This is a genomic window from Microbacterium sp. MMO-56 (genome assembly GCF_037146215.1).
Lineage (GTDB): Bacteria > Actinomycetota > Actinomycetes > Actinomycetales > Microbacteriaceae > Microbacterium.
The window spans coordinates 23,594-43,144 of sequence record NZ_JBBCVW010000003.1; the positions used below are offsets into that span (position 1 = coordinate 23,594).

The 19,551-nt window shown below is 71.8% G+C and carries 17 protein-coding genes; 12 read left to right on the forward strand and 5 right to left on the reverse strand.

All coding sequences use genetic code 11. From position 1 onward, the window contains the following. Entirely contained in the window at positions 1-795 is a 795-nt protein-coding gene (locus tag WFI00_RS03400) for a bestrophin-like domain (RefSeq protein ID WP_336630578.1), read from the forward strand. Here WFI00_RS03400 and WFI00_RS03405 read toward each other — a convergent pair. Next, on the reverse strand, positions 740-1,723 hold the full coding sequence (locus WFI00_RS03405; protein WP_336630579.1) for a hypothetical protein: 984 nt from the start codon (positions 1,721-1,723) through the stop codon (positions 740-742). The two genes, WFI00_RS03400 and WFI00_RS03405, sit on opposite strands and share 56 nt — an antisense overlap. Next, complete coding sequence (locus WFI00_RS03410; RefSeq protein WP_336630580.1) at positions 1,707-2,714, reverse strand: SPFH domain-containing protein; 1,008 nt, start codon at positions 2,712-2,714, stop codon at positions 1,707-1,709. The genes WFI00_RS03405 and WFI00_RS03410 overlap by 17 nt, the downstream gene beginning before the upstream one ends. Before the next feature lie 87 nt (positions 2,715-2,801). Here WFI00_RS03410 and WFI00_RS03415 point away from each other — a divergent pair, with 87 nt between their 5' ends. Further along, positions 2,802-3,485 (forward strand): NUDIX hydrolase, encoded by a 684-nt coding sequence (locus WFI00_RS03415; RefSeq protein WP_336630581.1) that lies wholly within the window; start codon positions 2,802-2,804, stop codon positions 3,483-3,485. Between the two features lie 42 nt (positions 3,486-3,527). On the opposite strand, the gene WFI00_RS03420 is transcribed toward WFI00_RS03415, so the two are convergent. Beyond that, the gene (locus WFI00_RS03420) at positions 3,528-5,099 is read right to left on the reverse strand and encodes a class I SAM-dependent methyltransferase (protein WP_336630582.1); all 1,572 of its coding nucleotides are present in this window, start codon (positions 5,097-5,099) and stop codon (positions 3,528-3,530) included. Between the two features lie 145 nt (positions 5,100-5,244). On the opposite strand from WFI00_RS03420, the gene WFI00_RS03425 reads away from it, so the two are divergent. From WFI00_RS03425 to WFI00_RS03435, 3 genes are all read left to right on the forward strand, one after another. After that, positions 5,245-6,633 (forward strand): glycine--tRNA ligase, encoded by a 1,389-nt coding sequence (locus WFI00_RS03425; RefSeq protein ID WP_336630583.1) that lies wholly within the window; start codon positions 5,245-5,247, stop codon positions 6,631-6,633. Positions 6,634-6,705: 72 nt separating this feature from the next. Further along, on the forward strand, positions 6,706-7,083 hold the full coding sequence (locus WFI00_RS03430) for an ArsR/SmtB family transcription factor (protein WP_336630584.1): 378 nt from the start codon (positions 6,706-6,708) through the stop codon (positions 7,081-7,083). A 4-nt stretch (positions 7,084-7,087) separates the two neighbouring features. Then, a complete protein-coding gene (locus WFI00_RS03435; RefSeq protein WP_336630585.1) occupies positions 7,088-8,527 on the forward strand; it encodes a substrate-binding protein in 1,440 nt (479 codons plus the stop codon). 23 nt (positions 8,528-8,550) lie between these two features. Here the strand turns inward: WFI00_RS03435 and WFI00_RS03440 are convergent, their stop codons facing one another. Beyond that, the gene (locus WFI00_RS03440) at positions 8,551-9,879 is read right to left on the reverse strand and encodes an amidase family protein (protein ID WP_336630586.1); all 1,329 of its coding nucleotides are present in this window, start codon (positions 9,877-9,879) and stop codon (positions 8,551-8,553) included. A 247-nt stretch (positions 9,880-10,126) separates the two neighbouring features. Between WFI00_RS03440 and WFI00_RS03445 the strand changes: the two genes are divergently transcribed. The 7 genes from WFI00_RS03445 (at position 10,127) to WFI00_RS03475 (ending at position 18,691) form a co-directional block, all read left to right on the forward strand. Beyond that, a complete protein-coding gene (locus tag WFI00_RS03445) occupies positions 10,127-11,650 on the forward strand; it encodes an ABC transporter substrate-binding protein (protein WP_336630587.1) in 1,524 nt (507 codons plus the stop codon). Between the two features lie 8 nt (positions 11,651-11,658). After that, entirely contained in the window at positions 11,659-12,666 is a 1,008-nt protein-coding gene (locus WFI00_RS03450; RefSeq protein ID WP_336630588.1) for an ABC transporter permease, read from the forward strand. Between the two features lie 10 nt (positions 12,667-12,676). Next, complete coding sequence (locus WFI00_RS03455; protein WP_336630589.1) at positions 12,677-13,564, forward strand: ABC transporter permease; 888 nt, start codon at positions 12,677-12,679, stop codon at positions 13,562-13,564. After that, the gene (locus tag WFI00_RS03460; protein WP_336630590.1) at positions 13,561-15,138 is read left to right on the forward strand and encodes an ABC transporter ATP-binding protein; all 1,578 of its coding nucleotides are present in this window, start codon (positions 13,561-13,563) and stop codon (positions 15,136-15,138) included. The genes WFI00_RS03455 and WFI00_RS03460 overlap by 4 nt, the downstream gene beginning before the upstream one ends. Beyond that, positions 15,135-16,928, forward strand: a complete 1,794-nt coding sequence (locus tag WFI00_RS03465; RefSeq protein ID WP_336630591.1) for a glycoside hydrolase family 3 protein — start codon at positions 15,135-15,137, stop codon at positions 16,926-16,928. The genes WFI00_RS03460 and WFI00_RS03465 overlap by 4 nt, the downstream gene beginning before the upstream one ends. Then, positions 16,928-17,884 (forward strand): arginase family protein, encoded by a 957-nt coding sequence (locus WFI00_RS03470; protein ID WP_336630592.1) that lies wholly within the window; start codon positions 16,928-16,930, stop codon positions 17,882-17,884. Before WFI00_RS03465 ends, WFI00_RS03470 begins: the two co-directional genes overlap by 1 nt. Before the next feature lie 81 nt (positions 17,885-17,965). Next, positions 17,966-18,691: a GNAT family N-acetyltransferase gene (locus WFI00_RS03475; protein WP_336630593.1), complete on the forward strand. Its 726-nt coding sequence runs from the start codon at positions 17,966-17,968 to the stop codon at positions 18,689-18,691. 65 nt (positions 18,692-18,756) lie between these two features. Here the strand turns inward: WFI00_RS03475 and WFI00_RS03480 are convergent, their stop codons facing one another. Beyond that, complete coding sequence (locus WFI00_RS03480; protein WP_336630594.1) at positions 18,757-19,335, reverse strand: HhH-GPD-type base excision DNA repair protein; 579 nt, start codon at positions 19,333-19,335, stop codon at positions 18,757-18,759. Positions 19,336-19,551: the final 216 nt, after the last annotated feature.

The following is a 19,551-nucleotide window of genomic DNA, read 5'->3' on the forward strand; positions in this document are numbered from 1 at the left end:
ATGATCGTCTCGCTCATGGACGCGCCCCTGTGGCTGGGGCTCACCGTCTTCTGCGTCGCCTTCGTCGGGCTGTCGTGCCTCATCCTGCTCGCGCTGCGACGGTGGGTCGCCCGCATGGCGCACGAGGGGTCGGAATGGGACCGGGTGCTCAGCTATGCCGTGGGCGCGTACGGCGTGTTCTACGGCGTCACGCTGGCGCTGATCGCGGCGGCCTCCTACGCGACCTACGCCGACGTCGACCAGGTCGCCCTCGACGAGTCGTCGTCGATCGCCGTGCTGTACCGCTCGGCGGAGAACGTCCCCGAACCCCAGCGGACGGAGCTGCGTGAGGCGCTCATCGCCTACACGACCAACGTCGTCGAGGATGACTGGCCGCAGCAGGCCCGGCTGATCGAGCCGGTGTCGGGCGATGCCGACGTCACCGCGATCCAGCAGGCCATCACGGGGTTCATCCCCGCCGATCCGCGCGAGATCAACGTCCAGGCTCAGACGCTGCAGTCCTTCGACACCTTCGTGGGGGAGCGTCGGCAGCGGATCGAGGTGACCGACCTCGCCCTGCCGAGCATCCTGTGGACCGTGCTCTGGGTCGGGGCGATCCTCAACGCGATCCTGCTCTCCCTCATCCAGGTGCGCGACATCCGCATCCACCTCATCATGGTCGGGCTCATCGCCGTCTTCGTCGCGCTGCTGCTCTATGCGATCGCGGGATTCGACCGTCCCTACTCGGGGCCGATCGCGGTCACGCCGGGGTACTACCAGTCGCTGCTGGACGGGCTCTTCCAGCGCGTTCCCTGAGCGGGCGCGACGCGCCGTCGACCGTCCGCAGGGTGCGCTCGGCCAGGGTGATGCTCACGCTCTGACCCCACGACAGGGAGAGCCGGTCGTCCTCCATGCCGTCGCCGAACGCGACGAGCCGGTCGGACTCGACGCGCAGCGTCAGCCAGGCGCCGGGCGTTCCCGCGTCGAGCCGCCCGGCGAGCAGGCCCGCGCCCGTGCTCGGCGAGGGCCACGGCTCCCGGACGAACCACGCGAGCGCCCGGTCGGTGGGAGCGGGCAGGGCCAGGCCGGGGGACTGGATGCGGGCGATCGACGCGCACCATCCGGTGGCTCCGGTCCCCGTCCCCACGATGACGCCCGAGGACGACTGCCGCTCGCGGCGCTCCGCGACGTCGAGGGTGTAGCGCGCGGACTGATGCCCGGGCTGGCCGATCATCACCTCGTTGAGCGCCGTGAGGGATTGGCCGTCGTCGGTGCGCACCTGGACCATGGTGCGCTCGCGGACGGATGCGTCGCCGGCGTGCGCCGCCTCGACGAGGGCGACCCCGGCGACCGGGGTGTGCGGCACGAGCACGCCGGCGTTGACGCCCGGCAACGGGTCGATCCCGATCACGGGCTGCGCGCCCAGGTACTTCGCCGCGTTCGCCACGAGACCGTCCTGCCCGACGACGAGGATCACGTCGTCGGGCTCGAAGACGAACCGGGCCAGCTCGCCGCGCTCGACCGAGGCGCGTCTCCAGTCGACGGGGAGGCCCGCGGCGACGTCGGCCAGCGCCGCGCGGGTGCGCTCGTGCCGGTCCTCGACGGCGGCCAGGCTCTGGCCGCGCTGGTCGAGGAAGAAGGCGACCTGGCCCCGGGTCCCGTGGCGCGCGAGCAGCTCGGTGAACTCGCTGTCGCGGTGGACGATCACCGCCCGCGGCGCGGCCATGTCAGCGACCTCCGGCACGGGCACCCAGGCGACCGACGAGATCGGTCAGCAGGTCGGGCGTCACGGTGAGGTGCTCGATGCTCGGCAGGTTCCCGGCCATCTCGCGCAGGGCCAGGGCGGTGAGCACCTCGACGGGGACTCCCTGCAGCGCCGCCATCCGGGCCCGCTCCGCGGCACCGGCGGCCTCGCCGAGCGCGCGCTCGGCGTCGGCCCGCGCCTCGGCGTTCGTCCGGGTGCGCTCGGCCTCGGCGTCCACGGCGATCCGCGCCGCGACAGCGGCCTGCTCCGCCTCGATCCGGGCGTTGCGGCCTCGTGCGGTGACGAGCTCCTCCTGGCGGCGCGCGAGCTCGACCTGGTTGGACAGCTCGTTCTCCCCGATCGCGGCCTCGCGCTCGACGGCCAGCGCCCGCCGGGCGAAGGTCGCCTTGTCGGCATCCTGCTGGATCGACTCGCGGGCCGGAGTCTGCAGCGCCCGCTCCACATCGGGCTCGGCGCGCAGCAGCGAGAAACGCACCCCGACGATCGCGATGCCGAGCTCGGCCAGCCGCGTGTCGGCGGCGAGCATGGCGGTGGCGGCGGCGCCGAGCTCGGCCAGGTCGGCGCGCAGGGCGCTGTCGAGCGTCTTCGGCTGCAGCAGGTGCACGACGGCGGCCGTCGTCGCCCCGTGCAGGGGCGCGGCGATCGCGTCGAGGGGCTGCTCCGCCCAGACCCCGGTGGACAGGTCGATCGAGAAGTCCACGCGCCGGGCGGCCAGGTCGGGATCCACGATGCGGTAGGTCGCCGTGGCGGGGGCGGACAGCTGCTGGAGGTCGGCGGTGCGCAGGCTCACGACGACCGAGAGTTCGCGGTCATCGAGCGGGACCTCGCTGATCGCGGCATCGAGCGCCCGGAACCAGAACGCCTGACCGGCGCCGGCGTGACGCAGCGTGCCGCGTCGGAGGTGGGTGACGTGCATCGTCGGCGTCGCGCTCAGGTGGCGCACGAACGGTCGGGTGGTGATGGTGGCCATGGTGTCCTTCTTCCGCGTTAATGTCACTCTGACGATAACTCCGATCCAAGTTATCGTCAAGATGACGATTTGAGATAGCCTGTCGTCGTGGAGCCCTTCTCGTTCGCGGTCGCCGCGGATCTCGCGGTGCTGACGATCCGTGAGCGTGCGCTCCACGTGCTGCTCGTCGAGCGCGGGATCGAGCCGTCCGCGGGCGCCTGGGCGCTGCCGGGCGGCTTCGTGCTCGCGGACGAAGACGTCGAGGCCGCCGCCTATCGCGAACTCGCGGAGGAGACGGGGGTGTCCGCCGGCATCCACCTCGAACAGGTGCGCACCTACGGCGCGCCCGGGCGCGACCCGCGCGGCCGCGTCGTGACCGTCGCCTGGCTCGCACTCGCGCCCGACCTCGCCGAGCCGTCCGCCGGATCGGATGCCCGCGCGGCGCGGTGGCGGCCGGTCGCGGAGGTCGAGAGCGGCGCACTGCCTCTGGCGTTCGACCACGCGGAGATCCTCGCGGACGCCGTCGAGCGCGCTCGCGCGAAGCTCGAGTACTCCGCCCTCGCGATGGCGTTCTGCCCGCCCGAGTTCACGATCGCCCAGCTGCGCGCCGTGTACGAGGCGGTGTGGGGCGCGCCGGTCGATCCCCGCAACTTCCACCGCAAGATCACGGGCGCGCCGGGCTTCGTCGAGCCGACCGGCGGGGTCTCGCGCGACGGAGGCCGACCCGCGCAGCTGTTCCGCGCCGGGCCCGTCGGCCAGCTGCAGCCGCCGCTGACGCGACTCGGGCGGTGACGCCCGCGCGCGGGGCGCGCCGGTCTCGCCGAGCCCGGCGCCTCAGGCGTCGAGGGGGCGACGCGCGACCAGCAGCATGTGGGTGTCCGGCCACGGGAGCGGCTCGTCGGCGAGATCCGTGAGGGATGCCGCGGGAGCGAAGCGGTTCTCGACGAGCCAGTCGTTGCGCCACGGCCCCGACCGCTCGTCGATCTCGAGTCCGACCGAGGCGACGAGCGTGCGCCAGTCCGCCCAGGACAGGGCGCAGAACCGCTCGTGCATCTCGGAGAGCCAGTTGCGCGTGTACGACACGGTCTCGAGGAACTCCATCGCATCGCCCAGACGCAGCTCGATCGTCCGCTCGTCGCGCACGGCGTATCCCCACGGGGTGCCGCTGAGCGCCGAGAAGTCCTGCGCGAACTGCGCGACCCGGCTGCCGACCGGGAGGGCGTCGAGGGCGGCGGCGATCTCGTCGTTCGAGCCCGACAGCTCGCGTGCCGCCGTCGTGACGTCGCCGTCCCGGAAGTGCAGACGCACCGGCCGGTCGGGGTCGTCCGGGCCGCAGACGTCCGAGTTGATCCACACGCCCCCGGGCATCGTGTGGTCGGCGATCGCCCGCGCGAAGGCCTCGAGCGAGGGCATCCCGTCGCCGTACGAGTAGATCTCGTGCGTCAGGGCGAAGCTCAGCGTCGTGGCGATGGTGCGGTCGGGGAAGAGCCTGCCGGCGAGGATGTTGCGCCGGTAGAAGAACGTGTTGGGGTTGGCGAAGGCGCCCTCCGCCTTCTTGTGCTCGCACTGCGCGAACAGGTCGGGCGCGACCTCGATGCCGATCAGGTCGGACTCGGCGAGCGACGGCTCGCGCGCGGCGAGCTCCAGCATCGCGCCGGTCGCGCAGCCGAGGTCCGCGATGCGGCCCGGCACGACCCAGGGGCGCGCCTGCGCCCACTTGTGCTCCGCGGCGTCTTCGAACGCGCGGCTGTACGTGCGGTAGTCGCGCGTCTGGGTGAGGCCGCGCTCGTCGCCGATGACGGGATCGGCGGCGATCTCGCGCGCCTGCGCGGCGAGGCCGTACCGGTCGACGATGTCGAGGCTCGCCGGGTGCGCGTCGGCGCGCCAGGCGTCCGACCCGGCCATCAGGTCGTCGAGCAGCTGCCAGGGCGTCCGCGGCGCGTCGGGATGCCCGTGCTCCATCGGGGCGATGCGATACCCCAGCGCGCGGTACATGTCGGCCACCTGCGGCGTCGAGGTGGCCACGATCGTCGTCTCGGGATGCGGGGAGACGCGCTCCGCCGTCGCGTAGGCGATCTCCTTGAGCGTGATCTCGGCGAAGCGCGGCGTGGGCGCGACGTCGACGATCGGGACGACGATCGAGGGGATCCGCTCCACGTGCGCGAGGATCTCGATCGCCGCCTCCCGGCGGTGCGCGGGGAAGGGGTTGCGCCGCGTCGACGCGTGGTTCGCGCTCGTGAGCGCCCAGACGACGACCGCGTCGGGGGCGACGGCGATCGGATCACCGGTCTCGTCGTGCACGTCGCCGGCGAGGAGGCGCCGCAGATACTCCGCCTGGAATCCGGTCACCAGATGGTGGCGCCCGGGGACGATGACATGACGGATCTCGGGGAGGCGTGAGCTCACCCGCCCCACGTTAGTCACCGCTCGGGCGGCCGCCCTCCCTCCGAGGGGCCCGCGCGCCGGAAGACTAGACTGGAGGGGTGCCGGCGCGTCCGGCATCCCTCATCTCTGCGCGCTCCGCGCGCGTTCACGACCATTGGAGCCACCTGTGGCCGAGCAGTCCCGCCTCGACAAAGTCATCGCCCTCGCCCGTCACCGCGGATTCGTGTTCCAGGCCGGTGAGATCTACGGCGGCTCGCGGTCCGCGTGGGATTACGGCCCCCTCGGCACCGAGCTCAAGGAGAACATCCGCCGGCAGTGGTGGCAGACCTTCGTGCGGGGCCGCGGCGACATGGTGGGCCTGGACTCGTCGATCATCCTGCCCAAGCGCGTATGGGAGGCCTCCGGCCACGTCGAGACGTTCACCGACCCGCTCGTGGAGTGCCTGCACTGCCACAAGCGCTTCCGCGCCGACAACCTCATCGAGGACTTCGAGGCCCGCAAGGGCCGACCGGCGGAGAACGGCCTCGCCGACATTCCGTGCCCCAACTGCGGGACGAAGGGCCAGTACACGGAGCCGAAGGCGTTCTCCGGCCTCGTGAAGACCTACCTCGGCGTCGTGGACGACGAGTCGGGCCTGTACTTCCTGCGCCCCGAGACCGCGCAGGGCATCTTCGTGAACTTCGCGAACGTGCTGACCGCCTCGCGCAAGAAGCCGCCGTTCGGCATCGGCCAGGTGGGCAAGGCGTTCCGCAACGAGATCACGCCCGGCAACTTCATCTTCCGGACGCGTGAGTTCGAGCAGATGGAGATCGAGTTCTTCACGCCGCCGGCCGAGGCGCAGGAGTGGTTCGAGCACTGGGTCGCCGCGTGCTGGGACTGGTTCATCGACCTCGGCATCGACCCCGAGAACATGCGCCAGTTCGACGTGCCGACCGAGGATCGCGCCCACTACTCGGCGGGCACGATCGACGTCGAGTACCGCTTCGGCTTCCCCGGCAAGGAGTGGGGCGAGCTCATGGGCGTCGCCAACCGCACCGACTACGACCTGTCGAGCCACATCGAGGCGTCCGGGCAGAAGCTCGTCTACTTCGACCAGGCCTCCGGCTCGACCTACGTCCCCTACGTCATCGAGCCGTCGTTCGGGCTCACCCGTTCGATGATGGCCTTCCTCGTCGACGCGTACCGCGAGGAGGAGGTGCCCAACGCCAAGGGCGGCACCGACACCCGCACGGTGCTGAAGCTCGACCCCCGTCTCGCGCCCGTCAAGGCCGCCGTGCTGCCGCTGTCGCGGAACGAACGGCTCTCGCCGCTCGCCCGCGAGGTCGCCGACTCGCTGCGCGCGCGCGGATGGAACGTCGACTTCGACGACGCCGGCGCGATCGGTCGGCGCTACCGCCGGCAGGACGAGATCGGCACGCCGCTGTGCGTCACGATCGACTTCGACTCGCTCGAGGACGACGCCGTGACGGTGCGCGACCGCGACACGATGGCTCAGGAGCGCATCCCGCTGTCGGGTCTCGTCGACTACCTCGCGGAGCGGCTCGGCGGAGTCTGAGCGGGATCGGCCTTGTCCGGCTGCGACCCGACGCGTTAGTGTTTGTTGACATATCCGCCGGGAGGTGAAGCCATGAGCGAGGCCGACGAGGTCTTCCGGGGTCTCATGGACCCCAGCCGTCGGGCGATCCTCGCGCTGCTCTCCTCGGCCGGACGCATGTCCAGCGGAGAGATCGCCGACCAGTTCCCCGACATCGGTCGCACCGCCGTCTCGTCGCACCTGCGCATCCTCCGTGAGACGGGTCTGGTCTCGGAGGTCAAGGAGGGGCGCAACCGCTTCTACTCGCTGGGGCCGAACAAGGCGCGCAGCGCGGTGGACTTCCTGCAGCGCATCTACTCGACCTCCGTGGTGTCGGAGGACGAGAGCGCCGCCGAGACCGAACGTCGTCGCGGGCGACCCTCGCGCGCACAGGTCGAAGAGCGATCGAGGTCCCTGCCGAAGGTGGGGTGACGCGATGGGCGACCTGCTCCACATGACCGTCACCCATTTCGTCACGGACCCGGTCGAGACCTTCGGTCTGTTCGGCACCGAGCGCGGTGGCGGGTGGATCCTCGGCTCCCGGGTCTCCAGCGCCCGCGTCGGCGCACTCCTGGAGACGGGCCTGCCGGTCTCGGTGCTGCCCGACGACGTCTCGCGGGGGACGGCGCGCGTCACCGAGATCACGCCCTACACGCGCATCGTGCTCGAGCACGAGAGCCCGTGGAGCGGGACGACGGTGCTCTCGTTCAGCCCCCACGGCAGCGGAACGCGCGTGCGCACGACCTCGACCCTGACGGGCGAGGCCATCGGGTGGATCAACCAGCAGCTCGACATGCCGTCGGAGGACGAGGGCGCCGACGACGACGTGGTGGTGGGACTGATCACCGACCTGTCGGGGCAGACGAGCGTCTTCGGCCGCTCCATCGTCAACTGCGCGCGCCTCGCCGTGGCCGAGATCAACGAGGACGGGGGGATCGCCGGGCGCACCCTGCGTCTCGCCCACGTCGACGACTCGACCGACCCCGACAAGGCCCAGTCGGCGTTGGCCTACCTCACCCAGGAGCACAACGTCGCGGCCATCGTCGGCGCGCACACGTCCCGGACCCTCGAGGCCCTCGCGCCGAGGCTGCTCCGTGACCACCAGCTGTACCTCTTCGCGCCCGTCAACGAGGGCGGCGTCCGTCAGGGGAACATCTTCCGGCTGGGGGAGTCGTCGGCCGACCAGCTCCGCGCCACGCTGCCGCGCCTGGGCGACTCCCTCGGCGCGCGCTCGTGGTACCTCCTGGGCAACGACTACTCCTGGCCCCGCAAGATCAACAGCGTCGCCCGGGGCATCCTCTCGGCGCGGGGGTGGCGCGTCGCGGGCGAGCGGTACCTCGCGATGGGGCGCCTCCAGGGCGTCGACGATCTGCTGACGGACATCGAGCGCTCCGGGGCGGACGTCGTGCTGTCGAGCCTGGTGGGCTACGCGTCGATCGAGTTCGAACGAGCCTTCGCCGCCGCGGGCCTGCGCGATCGCATCGCGACGTTCTCGGCGCTGCTCGACGAGAACACCGTCGAGCACCTCGGATCGGCCGGAGACGGCATCTGGTCGGCGATGTCGTACTTCAACGAGCTCGACTCGACCGCCAACCGCTCCTTCGTGGAGCGGTACCGGCGCGGCTTCGGCGCCCTGAGTGCACCCCCGTCGGCCCTGTCCGTCAGCGTGTACGAGTCGCTGCACCTGTGGGCCCGGGCGGCGCGTCGCTCCGAAGACCTCCACGCCGACGCCGTCGCCGCGCAGCTGCACGGCCTCGCGTTCGACGGCCCACGGGGGACGATCCGGGTGCGCGCGGACGGCACCGCCGGCTTCGACTACTACCTCGCCCAGGCGGATGCGCAGTCGCTGCGCGTCGCCGAGAGCTTCGGTCGCTGATCCCGGCGCGGGCGGGCCGCCGATCAGCCCACGATCGGCGCGAGTACGTCGGCCACGTGCAGCAGCCGGCGATCTGCCGACCGTGCACCGTCCAGCGCGAGCCCGACCGGCAACGATCCGGTCGCGACCCGCAGGGGGAGGGTGACGCCCGGGACTCCCGCGAAGCTCCCCGGCCCGGTGTTGCGGATCATGGTCGTGAAGGTGTCGACGCGGCGCCCGTTGAGGAGGAACGAGACGTCCTCCTGGCCGAGGAGCTGGGCCGTGGCGGGGGTCGTGGGGAAGACGAGGGCGTCCACGTCGCGCAGGGCGGCGGCGTAGGCCGCTCGGGCGCGGGAGACGTCCGCGGCGGCGTCGCGCATGACGGCGGCCACCTCGTCCTCGTCGGTGATGAAGCGGGCGACGGTCTCGGCGACGTCCGGTCCGGCGACGGCGTCGAGCAGTCCCTCGATCGAGAGGTCGGGGACGTAGCGCCGGAGGTAGCTCTCCAGGCGGGGCCGCGCCTCGGCGAGCACGACGGACAGCCCCGACCTGTCCTCCGCGGTGATCGCGGCATCGATGTCGACGTCGCGCAGGACCACCCCCGCGTCGCGCAGGCGCGCCAGGCCCGCCTCCCAGGCGGCCGCGACGGCGGGGTCCAGGTCATCGGCCAGGCGCGAGGTCGGCACGCCGAGCGTGAGCGCCGCGACCCCACCGGGCGGGGCGGAGTCGACGTCGAGCGGCACGAGCACCCGGTCGACCGCGAGCACGTCGGCCACGGTGTCGGCCATGACGCCGACCGTGTCGCGGAGGGACGACAGGGGAGTGACCCCGCCGCTCGGGTAGCGGCCCGTGGTCGGGCGGAACCCCACGAGTCCGGTGAGTGCCGCGGGGACGCGGACGCTGCCGCCCGTGTCGGTGCCCAGCCCGATCCGCGCCGCACCGACGGCGACCGTCGTGGCCGTGCCGCCGCTGCTGCCGCCCGGCGAGCGTTCGGGGTCGACCGGATTGCGCACCCCGCCGTACGAGACGTTGTTCGAGGTCGCCCCGAAGGCGAGCTCGTGCATGTTCGCCTTGGCGATGACGACGGCTCCGGCCTCGCGCAGGATGCGCACGACCGGCGCGTCCTCGTCCGGGACGAAGTCGCGCAGGGCCGCCGTTCCCGCCGTGTTGGGAAGCCCCGCCACGTGGATGTTGTCCTTCACCGCCATCGTCCACGCGCTCAGCGGGAGCGTCGGGTCGACCCGTGCGGCGCGACGGCGCGCGGCCTCGGTGTCCGCCGTGATCACGCCGCCCAGCCGCTGCGCGCGGGCGAGCCGCCGCGAGCGCTCCTCGAATCGGTGTGCTTCGTCGTTCGGCGTGCTGCCCTCGGTCATGCTCTCTCTTCCACGGCTCTCATCAGTCAAAGAAAACTGACATATGGACACCATGGAGCATCTCTCGCATCACCGCAAGCCGCGATTCCTCCGTGGGTTTCGGGAATGTTACAAGTTCAGAAATGTGTCAATTTTCGCTGGCGAATGTGTGAGTATGAACCCCACGCGGATGCCGACGACGTCGTTCGCCATCGAAACGCACCACGTCAGTTCCCGACCTGCACTCCACAACCAGAAGGAAGACATCGTGTCCTCTCCCCTTTCCCTGCGGCGCATCGGAGCGGTGATCGCCGCCGGCGCCCTGCTCGTCTCGTTGGCGGCGTGCGCCCCGCCCGCGTCGACCACGGCCGATGACGGCGGGACGCTGCGCATCGCCGTCCCCGGAAGCACCGCCGACAGCATCGACCCCCACTTCACGCGGGGCACGTCGGCCGACGTCGTCCGCTACCGCCAGCTCTTCGACGGCCTCACCGAACTCGACGGCACGGGGCAGCTGCGCTACATGCTCGCCGAGTCGATCACCTCGAACGACGACGCGACCGTGTGGACGATCAAGCTCCGCGACGGCGTCAAGCTGCACAGCGGACGGCAGTTCGTGGCGGACGACGTCATCGCGACGATCGATCGCATCATCGCCCCCGACAGCACCGCCGTCGGCAAGTCGCAGATCTCGTTCATCCCGGAGGACGGGATCAAGAAGATCGACGACCTCACCGTCGAGGTGACGCTCGACAAGCCCTATGGGCCGTTCGCTCAGGTCTGGACCAACAAGTACCTGAAGATGGTGCCCGCCGACTTCGATCCGGCCAAGCCGGACGGCACCGGTCCGTTCGTCTACCAGACGTTCACGGCGGGCCAGTCCTCCACCTTCACCCGCAACGCCGACTACTGGGACGGCGCGCCGAAGGTCGCCGAGGTCGTCATCACCGACTTCGCCGACAACGAGGCCGCGATCAACGCCCTGAAGGGCGGTCAGGTCGACATCGCCTACTCGGTGCCGCTGAACGAGGCGCCCGCGCTGGAGACGACGTCCGGGGTGAAGATCCTGAACAGCCCGAGCGATCTCTACATCAACCTCGCGATGCGCACCGATGTCGCGCCCTTCGACGACCCGCGTGTCCGGGAGGCCTTCCGACTCATCGCGGATCGTCAGGAGATGGTCGACGTCGCCCTGAACGGATACGGCGTGGTCGCCAACGACTACGTCGGGCGCTACTCCAGCTGCGGCGACCCCGACGTGCCGCAGCGCGAGCAGGACATCGACAAGGCCAAGGCGCTGCTCGCCGAGGCCGGACAGAGCAACCTCAGCATCGAGCTGGCCACCGTCAACGGCACCGCCGGGATGGTCGAGGCCGCGCAGGTGTTCGCCGAGCAGGCGGCCAAGGCGGGCATCACCGTGACGGCCAAGACCTACGAGGAGGCCGCCTACCTGGAGAACCAGGGCAACTGGACGTTCGCGGTCGACTTCTTCTCCGGCCCGTACCTGCAGCTGGCGGCGCGCACGCTGCTGCCGGGCGGCTCGGCGAACGAGACGCATTGGGACGACGCGACCTACAACGCGCTCGCCGCGGAGGCGTTCGCGACGGCCGACGACGCGGCGCGCTGCCAGGTCGAGCTCAAGATGAAGGAGGTCGAGTACCAGTCCGGCGGCAACATCATCTGGGGCTTCGTCAACCGTCTGAGCGCCTACTCCGACGCCGTGAAGGGTCTTCAGGAGGACTCGACCGGCGAGGGCGCGGCCCGCATCAACGACGTCACGATCGAGCACTGACCAGCCCGATGATCATCAGTGACGAACTGACCCCTGCGACGTCGGCTCCCCGCCGGCGTCGCAGGGGGTCCGCCTCTGCGGGCTGGATCCTGCGACGCATCGCGATCGGGATCGGCGTGCTGCTGGCGGTGTCCATCCTGGTCTTCCTGGCGACGCAGGCGCTCCCCGGCGATGTGGCGCGCGTCATCCTCGGGCGCGACGCGACGGCCGAGCAGGTCGCCGTCCTGCGCGAGCGGCTGGGGCTCGACCAGCCCCTCGTCGTCCAGTACCTGAACTGGCTGGGCGGCGCGCTGCGCGGCGACTTCGGCGTCTCGCTCGCGACCGGCGAGCCGGTCTCGCAGGTGCTCGCGGGCCGACTGCTGAACTCCATGACCCTCGTCGTGTTCGGGATGCTCATCGCCGTCCCGCTCTCGCTCGTGCTCGGCGTCGTGACCGCAGAGCGGCGCGACCGCCCGATCGACAAGGCGTCGCTCCGGGTCTCGATGATCCTCAACGCGCTCCCCGACTTCGTCCTCGGCACGCTCCTCGTGGTGCTCCTGGGGACGACGGTGTTCAAGCTCTTCCCGCCGGTCGCGATCATCCCGGCCGGCCACCTGCCGTGGTGGTACCCGGACCGGCTCGTGCTCCCGGTGCTCACGATCGTGATCATGGCCACCACGTACCTGTACCGCCTCGTGCGCGCGAGCATGATCGACGTCCTGTCCAGCGAGTACGTGCAGACGGCGACGCTGAAGGGGCTCACGCGGCGGACCATCCTCTTCCGCCACGCCCTCCCGAACGCCGTGGGACCCATGATCCAGGCGACCTCGATCATCGTCGCGGCCACGCTCGGCGGCATCGTCGTCGTGGAGTTCGTCTACAACTACCCCGGCCTCGGGACGCTCCTGACGCAGTCGATCGGCACGCGGGACCTCCCGGTCGTGCAGGCCATCGTGCTCGTGATCGCCGCCACCTACTTCATCTGCAACCTCATCGCCGACATCATCGCCGGCGTGACCAACCGCAGCTCGCGCTGACGGAGGAGTCATGACAACCGCATCCGTGCATTCCGTGCCGCTCGCGCCGCCCGCGAGGACATCCTTCGGGCTCGTGCGCCGCATCCTGACCTCCCGCGCCGTGCGCGGCGGACTGATCATGATGATCGCCGTCGCGGCGGTCGCCCTGATCGGCCCGTTCGTCGCCCCGCACGGCGTCAGCGAGATCCTGGGGAGCCCGTACGCGGCGCCCTCCGGCGAAGCCTGGCTGGGCACGGACAACCTGGGGCGCGACGTGCTCTCCCGCGTCCTGTTCGGTGGGCGCAGCCTCATCGTGATGTCCCTCCTCGCCGCCGTCATCGGCACCGCGGTCGGGGCGATCCTCGGCGTCACCGCGGCCTACGCGGGCGGCGTCGTGGACACCGTCCTGATGCGGATCGCCGACGTCCTGCTGGCCTTCCCCGCGGTGGTCCTCGCCCTGCTCGTGGTCTCGATGCTCGGCTCGAGCGAAGCGCTCCTGGTCGCCCTGGTCGCCACGGCGCACGTCGCGAGCGTCGCCCGCGTCATGCGCGGAGCCGCGCTGCCGGTGGTCAACCGCGACTTCGTGCGGTGGAGTCAGTCCATCGGGCTGCCCGCCCGTCGCATCATCTTCGGCGACGTGTTCCCCAACGTCGCCTCGCCCCTCATGGTCGAGTTCGGGCTCCGGCTCATGTGGTCGGTCGGCGCGCTCGCCTCGCTGAGCTTCCTCGGCTACGGCGTGCAGCCTCCGGCGGCGGACTGGGGGCTGATGGTCAACGAGAACCGCAACGGCCTGAGCGTCCAGCCGCTGACGGTCATCGTGCCGATCGTCGGCATCGCCCTCTTCACGGTCGGCGGCAACCTCTTCGCCGAGGGCGTCGCCCGCGTGATGGGCCGTACCGATGCGGAGGCGACCCGATGAGCGCGGTCAGCGTCCGGGGCCTCACGGTCCAGGTGACGGCCACCGGCCGTCCGATCGTCGACGACGTGTCGATCGATCTCGAGCCGGGGAGCGTCCTCGGCGTCGTCGGCGAGTCCGGCTCGGGCAAGAGCACCCTCGCCCTCGCGCTCCTGGCCTATGCCCGCGCCGGCGCCCGCGTCACCGCGGGCCACGTCGCCATCCACGGCGTCGACATGCTCGCCCTGCGCGACGCGAAGCTGCGCGAGGCGCGGCGCACCCTCGTCTCGTACGTGCCGCAGGACCCCGGCACGGCCCTCAACCCGGCGCTGACACTGCGCCGCCAGCTGGAGGAGTCCGTCGCTCCGGGTCAGCCCACGAGCCGGATCGCGGAGGTGCTCGACGAGGTCGGCCTGCCGAGCGACGACGCGTTCCTCGCGCGCAAGCCCGCCGCGCTCTCGGGAGGCCAGCAGCAGCGTGTCGCGATCGCGATGGCGATCGTCTCGGAACCGCGGCTGCTCGTGCTCGACGAGCCGACGACCGGTCTCGACGTGACCACGCAGCTGAAGGTGCTCGACCTCGTCCGGCGGCTCACGACGTCGCACCGGATGGCGGCGATCTACATCTCGCACGACCTCGGCGTGATCGGTCACGTCGCCCAGTCCGTCGCCGTCATGCGCGACGGGAAGATGGTCGAGCAGGGCCCGATCGATCAGGTGCTGCGCCGCCCCGCGCACGCCTACACCCGCAGTCTCGTCGCGGCCGTCCCCTCGCTCGAGGACCGGCCGGCGGCGCGCGAGGAGGCGGGCGAGGACCGTCCCGTGCTGGACGTGCGGGGGCTGTCGTGCTCGTACGGCGACCACCGGGTCATCCAGGACGTGTCGTTCTCGATCGATCGCGGGGAGTGCCTCGCCGTCGTCGGCGAGTCGGGAAGCGGCAAGAGCACCCTGTCCCGGACGATCATCGGGCTCCAGCGCGCCGACCGCGGCGAGATCGTCTTCGATGGGAAGGCCCTCGCCCCGCTCGCACGACGCCGCGACCGCGAGCAGCGCCGCCGTGTGCAGTACATCTTCCAGAACCCGTTCGCGTCGCTGCACCCGAGGCGCACGATCGGCGAGTCCGTCGCGCTGCCGCTGCAGTTCTTCGGCTCGGGAGATCGGTCGCGCGGCGCCGTCGAGGAGGCGGTCGTCACGTCGCTGGAGCGCGTCCGGCTCGCTCCCGAGCTGAAGGATCGGTACCCGTCCGAGCTGTCCGGCGGACAGCGACAGCGCGTCGCGATCGCGCGGGCGCTCGCCGCCCGGCCCGACCTGCTCATCTGCGACGAGGTGACCTCCGCGCTCGACGTGTCGGTGCAGGCCTCCGTGCTCGAGCTGCTCGAGGAGCTGCGGGAGGACGGGCTGAGCATGCTCTTCGTCACGCACAACCTCGCCGTCGTCGCGCAGATCGCCGACCGCGTCGCGGTGCTCGAGCGCGGGCGCATCGTCGAGGACCGACGCACGGCGGCGGTCCTGGACGACCCGCAGAGCGCCTACACCGCGCAGCTGCTGGCCGACACGCTCGACATCTCGGCGTTCCGGGCCGGAGCGGGGGCATCGTGAGCGGCGGGCGGACGGATCGCGACCGCCGCATCGCCGGGATCCTGGCGCAACTGACGCTCGCCGACAAGGTGGGGCTGATGTTCCAGGTCGCCGTCGAGGTCGGCCCCGGCGGAGCCCTCGTCGAGGAGCCCTCGGCGTTCCTCGACGTCGGCACGAGCGCCCTCATCCGCGATCGCCGCATCACGCACGTCAACGTGGCGAGCGCCGCCTCCCCGGCCGACATCGCCGCCTGGGTCAACGCCCTGCAGCGCGTCGCGCTCGCGGAGGGGCGGGTGCCCGTGACGGTCTCGACGGATCCGCGCCACTCGTTCCGGCGGACGCCCGGCGTCGCCTTCGCGGCGGACGGGTTCTCGGAGTGGCCCGAGTCGCTCGGTTTCGCCGCGATCGGCGACGTCGCGACCGTCCGGGACTTCGCCGCGACCGTGCGCGAGGAGTACCGCGCCGTCGGCATCCGCGCGGCCCTGCATCCGCAGATCGACCTGCCGACCGAGCCGCGCTGGGGCCGTCAGGTGCAGACCTGGGGCGTCGACCGCGACCGCGTGGACTCGTTCCTCGCCGCGTCGCTGGAGGAGCTGCAGCGACGCGACGGCGACGCCGTCGGTGTCGCGTGCACCGTCAAGCACTTCCCCGGGGGCGGTCCGCAGCGCGGGGGAGAGGATCCGCACTTCCCGTACGGTCGGGAGCAGGACTATCCCGCCGAGGCGTTCGAGGAGCATCTGGAGCCCTTCCGCCGGGCGATCGCCTGCGGTGCGGCCGCCATGATGCCCTACTACGGCATGCCCGTGGGTCTCGTCCGCGGGGGCGAGCCGATCGAGCAGGTGGGCTTCGGCTTCAACCGGCAGATGATCCGGGGTGTGCTGCGCGACGAGCTCGGCTTCGACGGCGTCGTGGTGACGGACTGGGGTCTGCTCACCGACGACGTCGTGGGCGATCGGGTGCTCCCCGCCCGCGCGTGGGGTGTGGAGGCGCTGAGCGTCGAGGAGCGGATGCGCAAGGCCCTCGACGCAGGCGTCGACCAGTTCGGCGGCGAGCACGAGACGGCGACGCTGCTCGCCCTCGTCGACCGGGGACTCGTCTCCGAGGAACGGATCGACGAGTCGGCCGCGCGGCTGATCGGCGTCAAGCTCGATCTCGGGCTCTTCGACGACCCCTGGGTCGACGAGTCCCGGGTGGCCGAGCGCGTCGGCACCCCCGAGGCACGCGCCGCCGGGCGCCGGGCGCAGTCCGACTCCGTGGTGGTCGCCGCCGTCGGCGATGCCGCGCGGGGCTTCGTGCCGCTCCCCGAGGGGTGCGCGGTGTTCCTCGTCGGGGTCGACGCGGAGGTCGCGGGCGGCTACGCCCGCGTCGTCGGCGACCCCGCCGACGCCGACGCGGTGCTCTGGCGCACGGATGCGCCCTGGGAGCCGCGGGACCACTACTTCTTCGAGCGCGGGTTCCACGCCGGATCCCTCGCGTTCCCGGACGAGACGATCGACCGGCTGCGCGCGTACGCCGCGCATGCCCCCGTCGTCGCCGACGTCTTCCTCGACCGCCCCGCCCTGCTCGGGCAGCTCGCCCCGTTCGTCGACACCCTCACGGTGACGTTCGGGTGCTCGGATGCGGCCTACCTCGACGTCCTGTTCGGACGGGTCCCCGCGCGCGGGACGCTGCCCGTCGACATCCCCGCATCCATGGACCAGGTGCTCCGGCATCCCACCGACAGCCTCCTCCCGCTGCCGGGGGCGTTCCTCCCGCGCGGGGCCGGATTCACGACCGACACGACCGACACGACCGACACGAAGGACGCCTGATGCCCGAGACCCAGAACGCCACCCCGATCTCCGTGATCGGACTGCCCTACCTGATGGGCACGCGCGCGCCCGGCGTCTACTACCAGATGGCCGCGGGCCCGGAGCGGCTCCTCGATCCGGCCGCACTGCCCGCGGCGCTCGGCGCCCACTTCGCCGACGTCGAGACCGAGCTCATCGAAGACGCGGACGACGCCACCGACGAGGACAACGGCGGCGACTTCCGGGTGCTCCCGCGCGGCGACCAGATGTCGCGCGTGCTCGTGCAGAACATGCACCTCGCGCGCCGCGTCGCCGATGCCCGGGCCCGGGGTCGGTTCCCGCTCATCGCGGGCGGCACCTGCTCGTCGGCGCTCGGCTCGGTCGGCGGGATCGGCGGCAGCGGCAAGCGCGTCGGCATGATCTGGCTCGACGCGCACGGCGACGCCCAGACGCCCGACACCTCGGCGAGCGGCTTCATCGAGGGGATGCCCGTGACGACGATCGCGGGACTGTGCTGGCCGCTGTGGCGGGCGCAGATCCCCGGCTTCGAGGTCATCCCGGAAGAGCGGATCATCACGGTCGGCAACCACGAGATGCACTCCCCGGGCGGACGCCTGCCCGCCGACGGCTCGCCGGGGGCGCTCGGGCGCCTCGTCGACCCGCCCGCGATCGCCGCACAGGGGTACCACGTCGCCCTGACCGAGGCGCTCGACGACCTCGCCACGCGGGCCGACGCCGTGTACGTGCACCTCGACCCCGACGTGATCGACCCCTCCGAGTTCCGCTCCAGCACGCACGTGGCCGACGGCGGCCTGACCATCGCGCAGGTGGCCGAGGCCTTCCGCGAGATCGCCGCGCGCTTCGAGGTGCTCGCGATCAACCTGTCCGCGTGGGATCCGTCCGTCGACCCGCGCGGTCTCGACGTCCTCGTGCCGCTGCTCGTGGACGCGACGGTCGAGGCCACGACGAGGAGCTGACGGAGCCCTCGCCCGCCCCTCGTCGGGTGCCTCGCGGAGCGGCTCGGCGCAGTCCGGGCCGGGCGCGGCTAGCGTGAGGTCATGGCATCCGGCGCATCCGACTCCGACCTCAGCATCCGCGATCTCGACACCCTCGACGAGATCTTCGCCGCCCACCGCGTGATCGTGGACATCTGGGGCGGGCGTGACCCCATGCCCGCCCCGTTGATGCGCGCCCTGCAGTACTCGGGCAATTACGTCGTGGGCCTGTACGACGGGGACCGCATCGTCGGGGCGTCCGTGGCGTTCTTCTCCCCACCGGAGCAGCACGCGATGCACTCCCACATCACCGGCGTCCTCCCCGAGTATCAGCGGCGCGGGTTCGGCCGCCTGCTCAAGCAGCAGCAGCGGCGCTGGGCGATCGCGCGCGACATCGGCACGGTGACGTGGACGTTCGACCCCCTCGTGCGGCGCAACGCGCACTTCAACGCCAAGACGATCGGCGTGCGCTTCGTCGAGTACCTCGTCGACCAGTACGGCTCGAGCTACGACGGCGCCGAACTCGACCAGAGCGGGCAGGGCGTCGACAGCGACCGGCTGCTGGTCGCGTGGGCGCTGGCATCCGCTCCGGTCCGGGAGCCGGCGGACGCCGACGTGGTCGACGCCGTGCAGATCCCGGACGACATCGAGCAGATGCGGCGGAGCGACCCCGCGCAGGCGGCGTCCTGGCGTCTCCGCGTGCGCGACGAGATGCTCCGCAACTACGGGCGCGGACTCGTCATCGGCGGCTTCGACGACGAGCGCGGCTACCTCTTCGTGGAGGCCTGAGCCCGGCGGGACCCGGCCTCGGGCCGGCACGGCCTCAGGCGGGCGCGGCCTCAGGCCACCCGTCCTCAGGCCGTGGTCGAGGCCTTCGCGGCGGCCTTGGCGGCCTTCTTGTGCTCGCGGACCTTCGCGAGCGACTCCGGCGAGACGATGTCGGCGACGGAACGGTACGACCCGTCCTCGCCGTAGGGGGACGACGCCTCGCGCCATCCCGCGCCGGTGAACCCGCACTGCTTGCCGAGGAGGGCGAGGAAGATCCTCGCCTTCTGATCGCCGAATCCGGGCAGAGCCTTCAGTCGCTTCAGCACCGTCGGACCGTCGGGGTCGCCCTCGGTCCACAGCGCTGCGGCGTCGCCGCCCCAGTCCTTCTCGAGCGCCTGGCACAGGGCCTGCACCCGACCGGCCATCGAACCGGGGTAGCGGTGCACCGCGGGCGACCGCTGGAAGACCGCGACGAGCGCGTCCGGCCCGTACGCGGCGAGCGTGGCGGCATCCACCGAGCCGATGCGCTCCTGGATCTTGAGCGGGCCCGTGAACGCCGTCTCCATCGCGATTTGCTGATCGAGCAGCATCCCGATCAGCAGCGCGAGCGGGTTCTCCGAGAGCAGGGCGTCGGCGTCGGCGTCGTCCGTGATGTGCAGCGTCATGGGTCCATCGTCCCACCCGGCCGCCCGCGGCGCGTGGGGGACGGGTGGGAACGGGTGGCCGGGTGTCGACGGCAGGCCCGGGGACCCGTGTCGAAAGCAGGCCGGACCGGTGGCGGCGGGGCCGGGGAGGGGTGAGGCGGTCGGTCTGGCCTGCTTCCGGCACGGCCGCCCCGCCGGGGCCCGGCCGGGGCCCCGGTCCGGGCTCCGGCCCCCTCC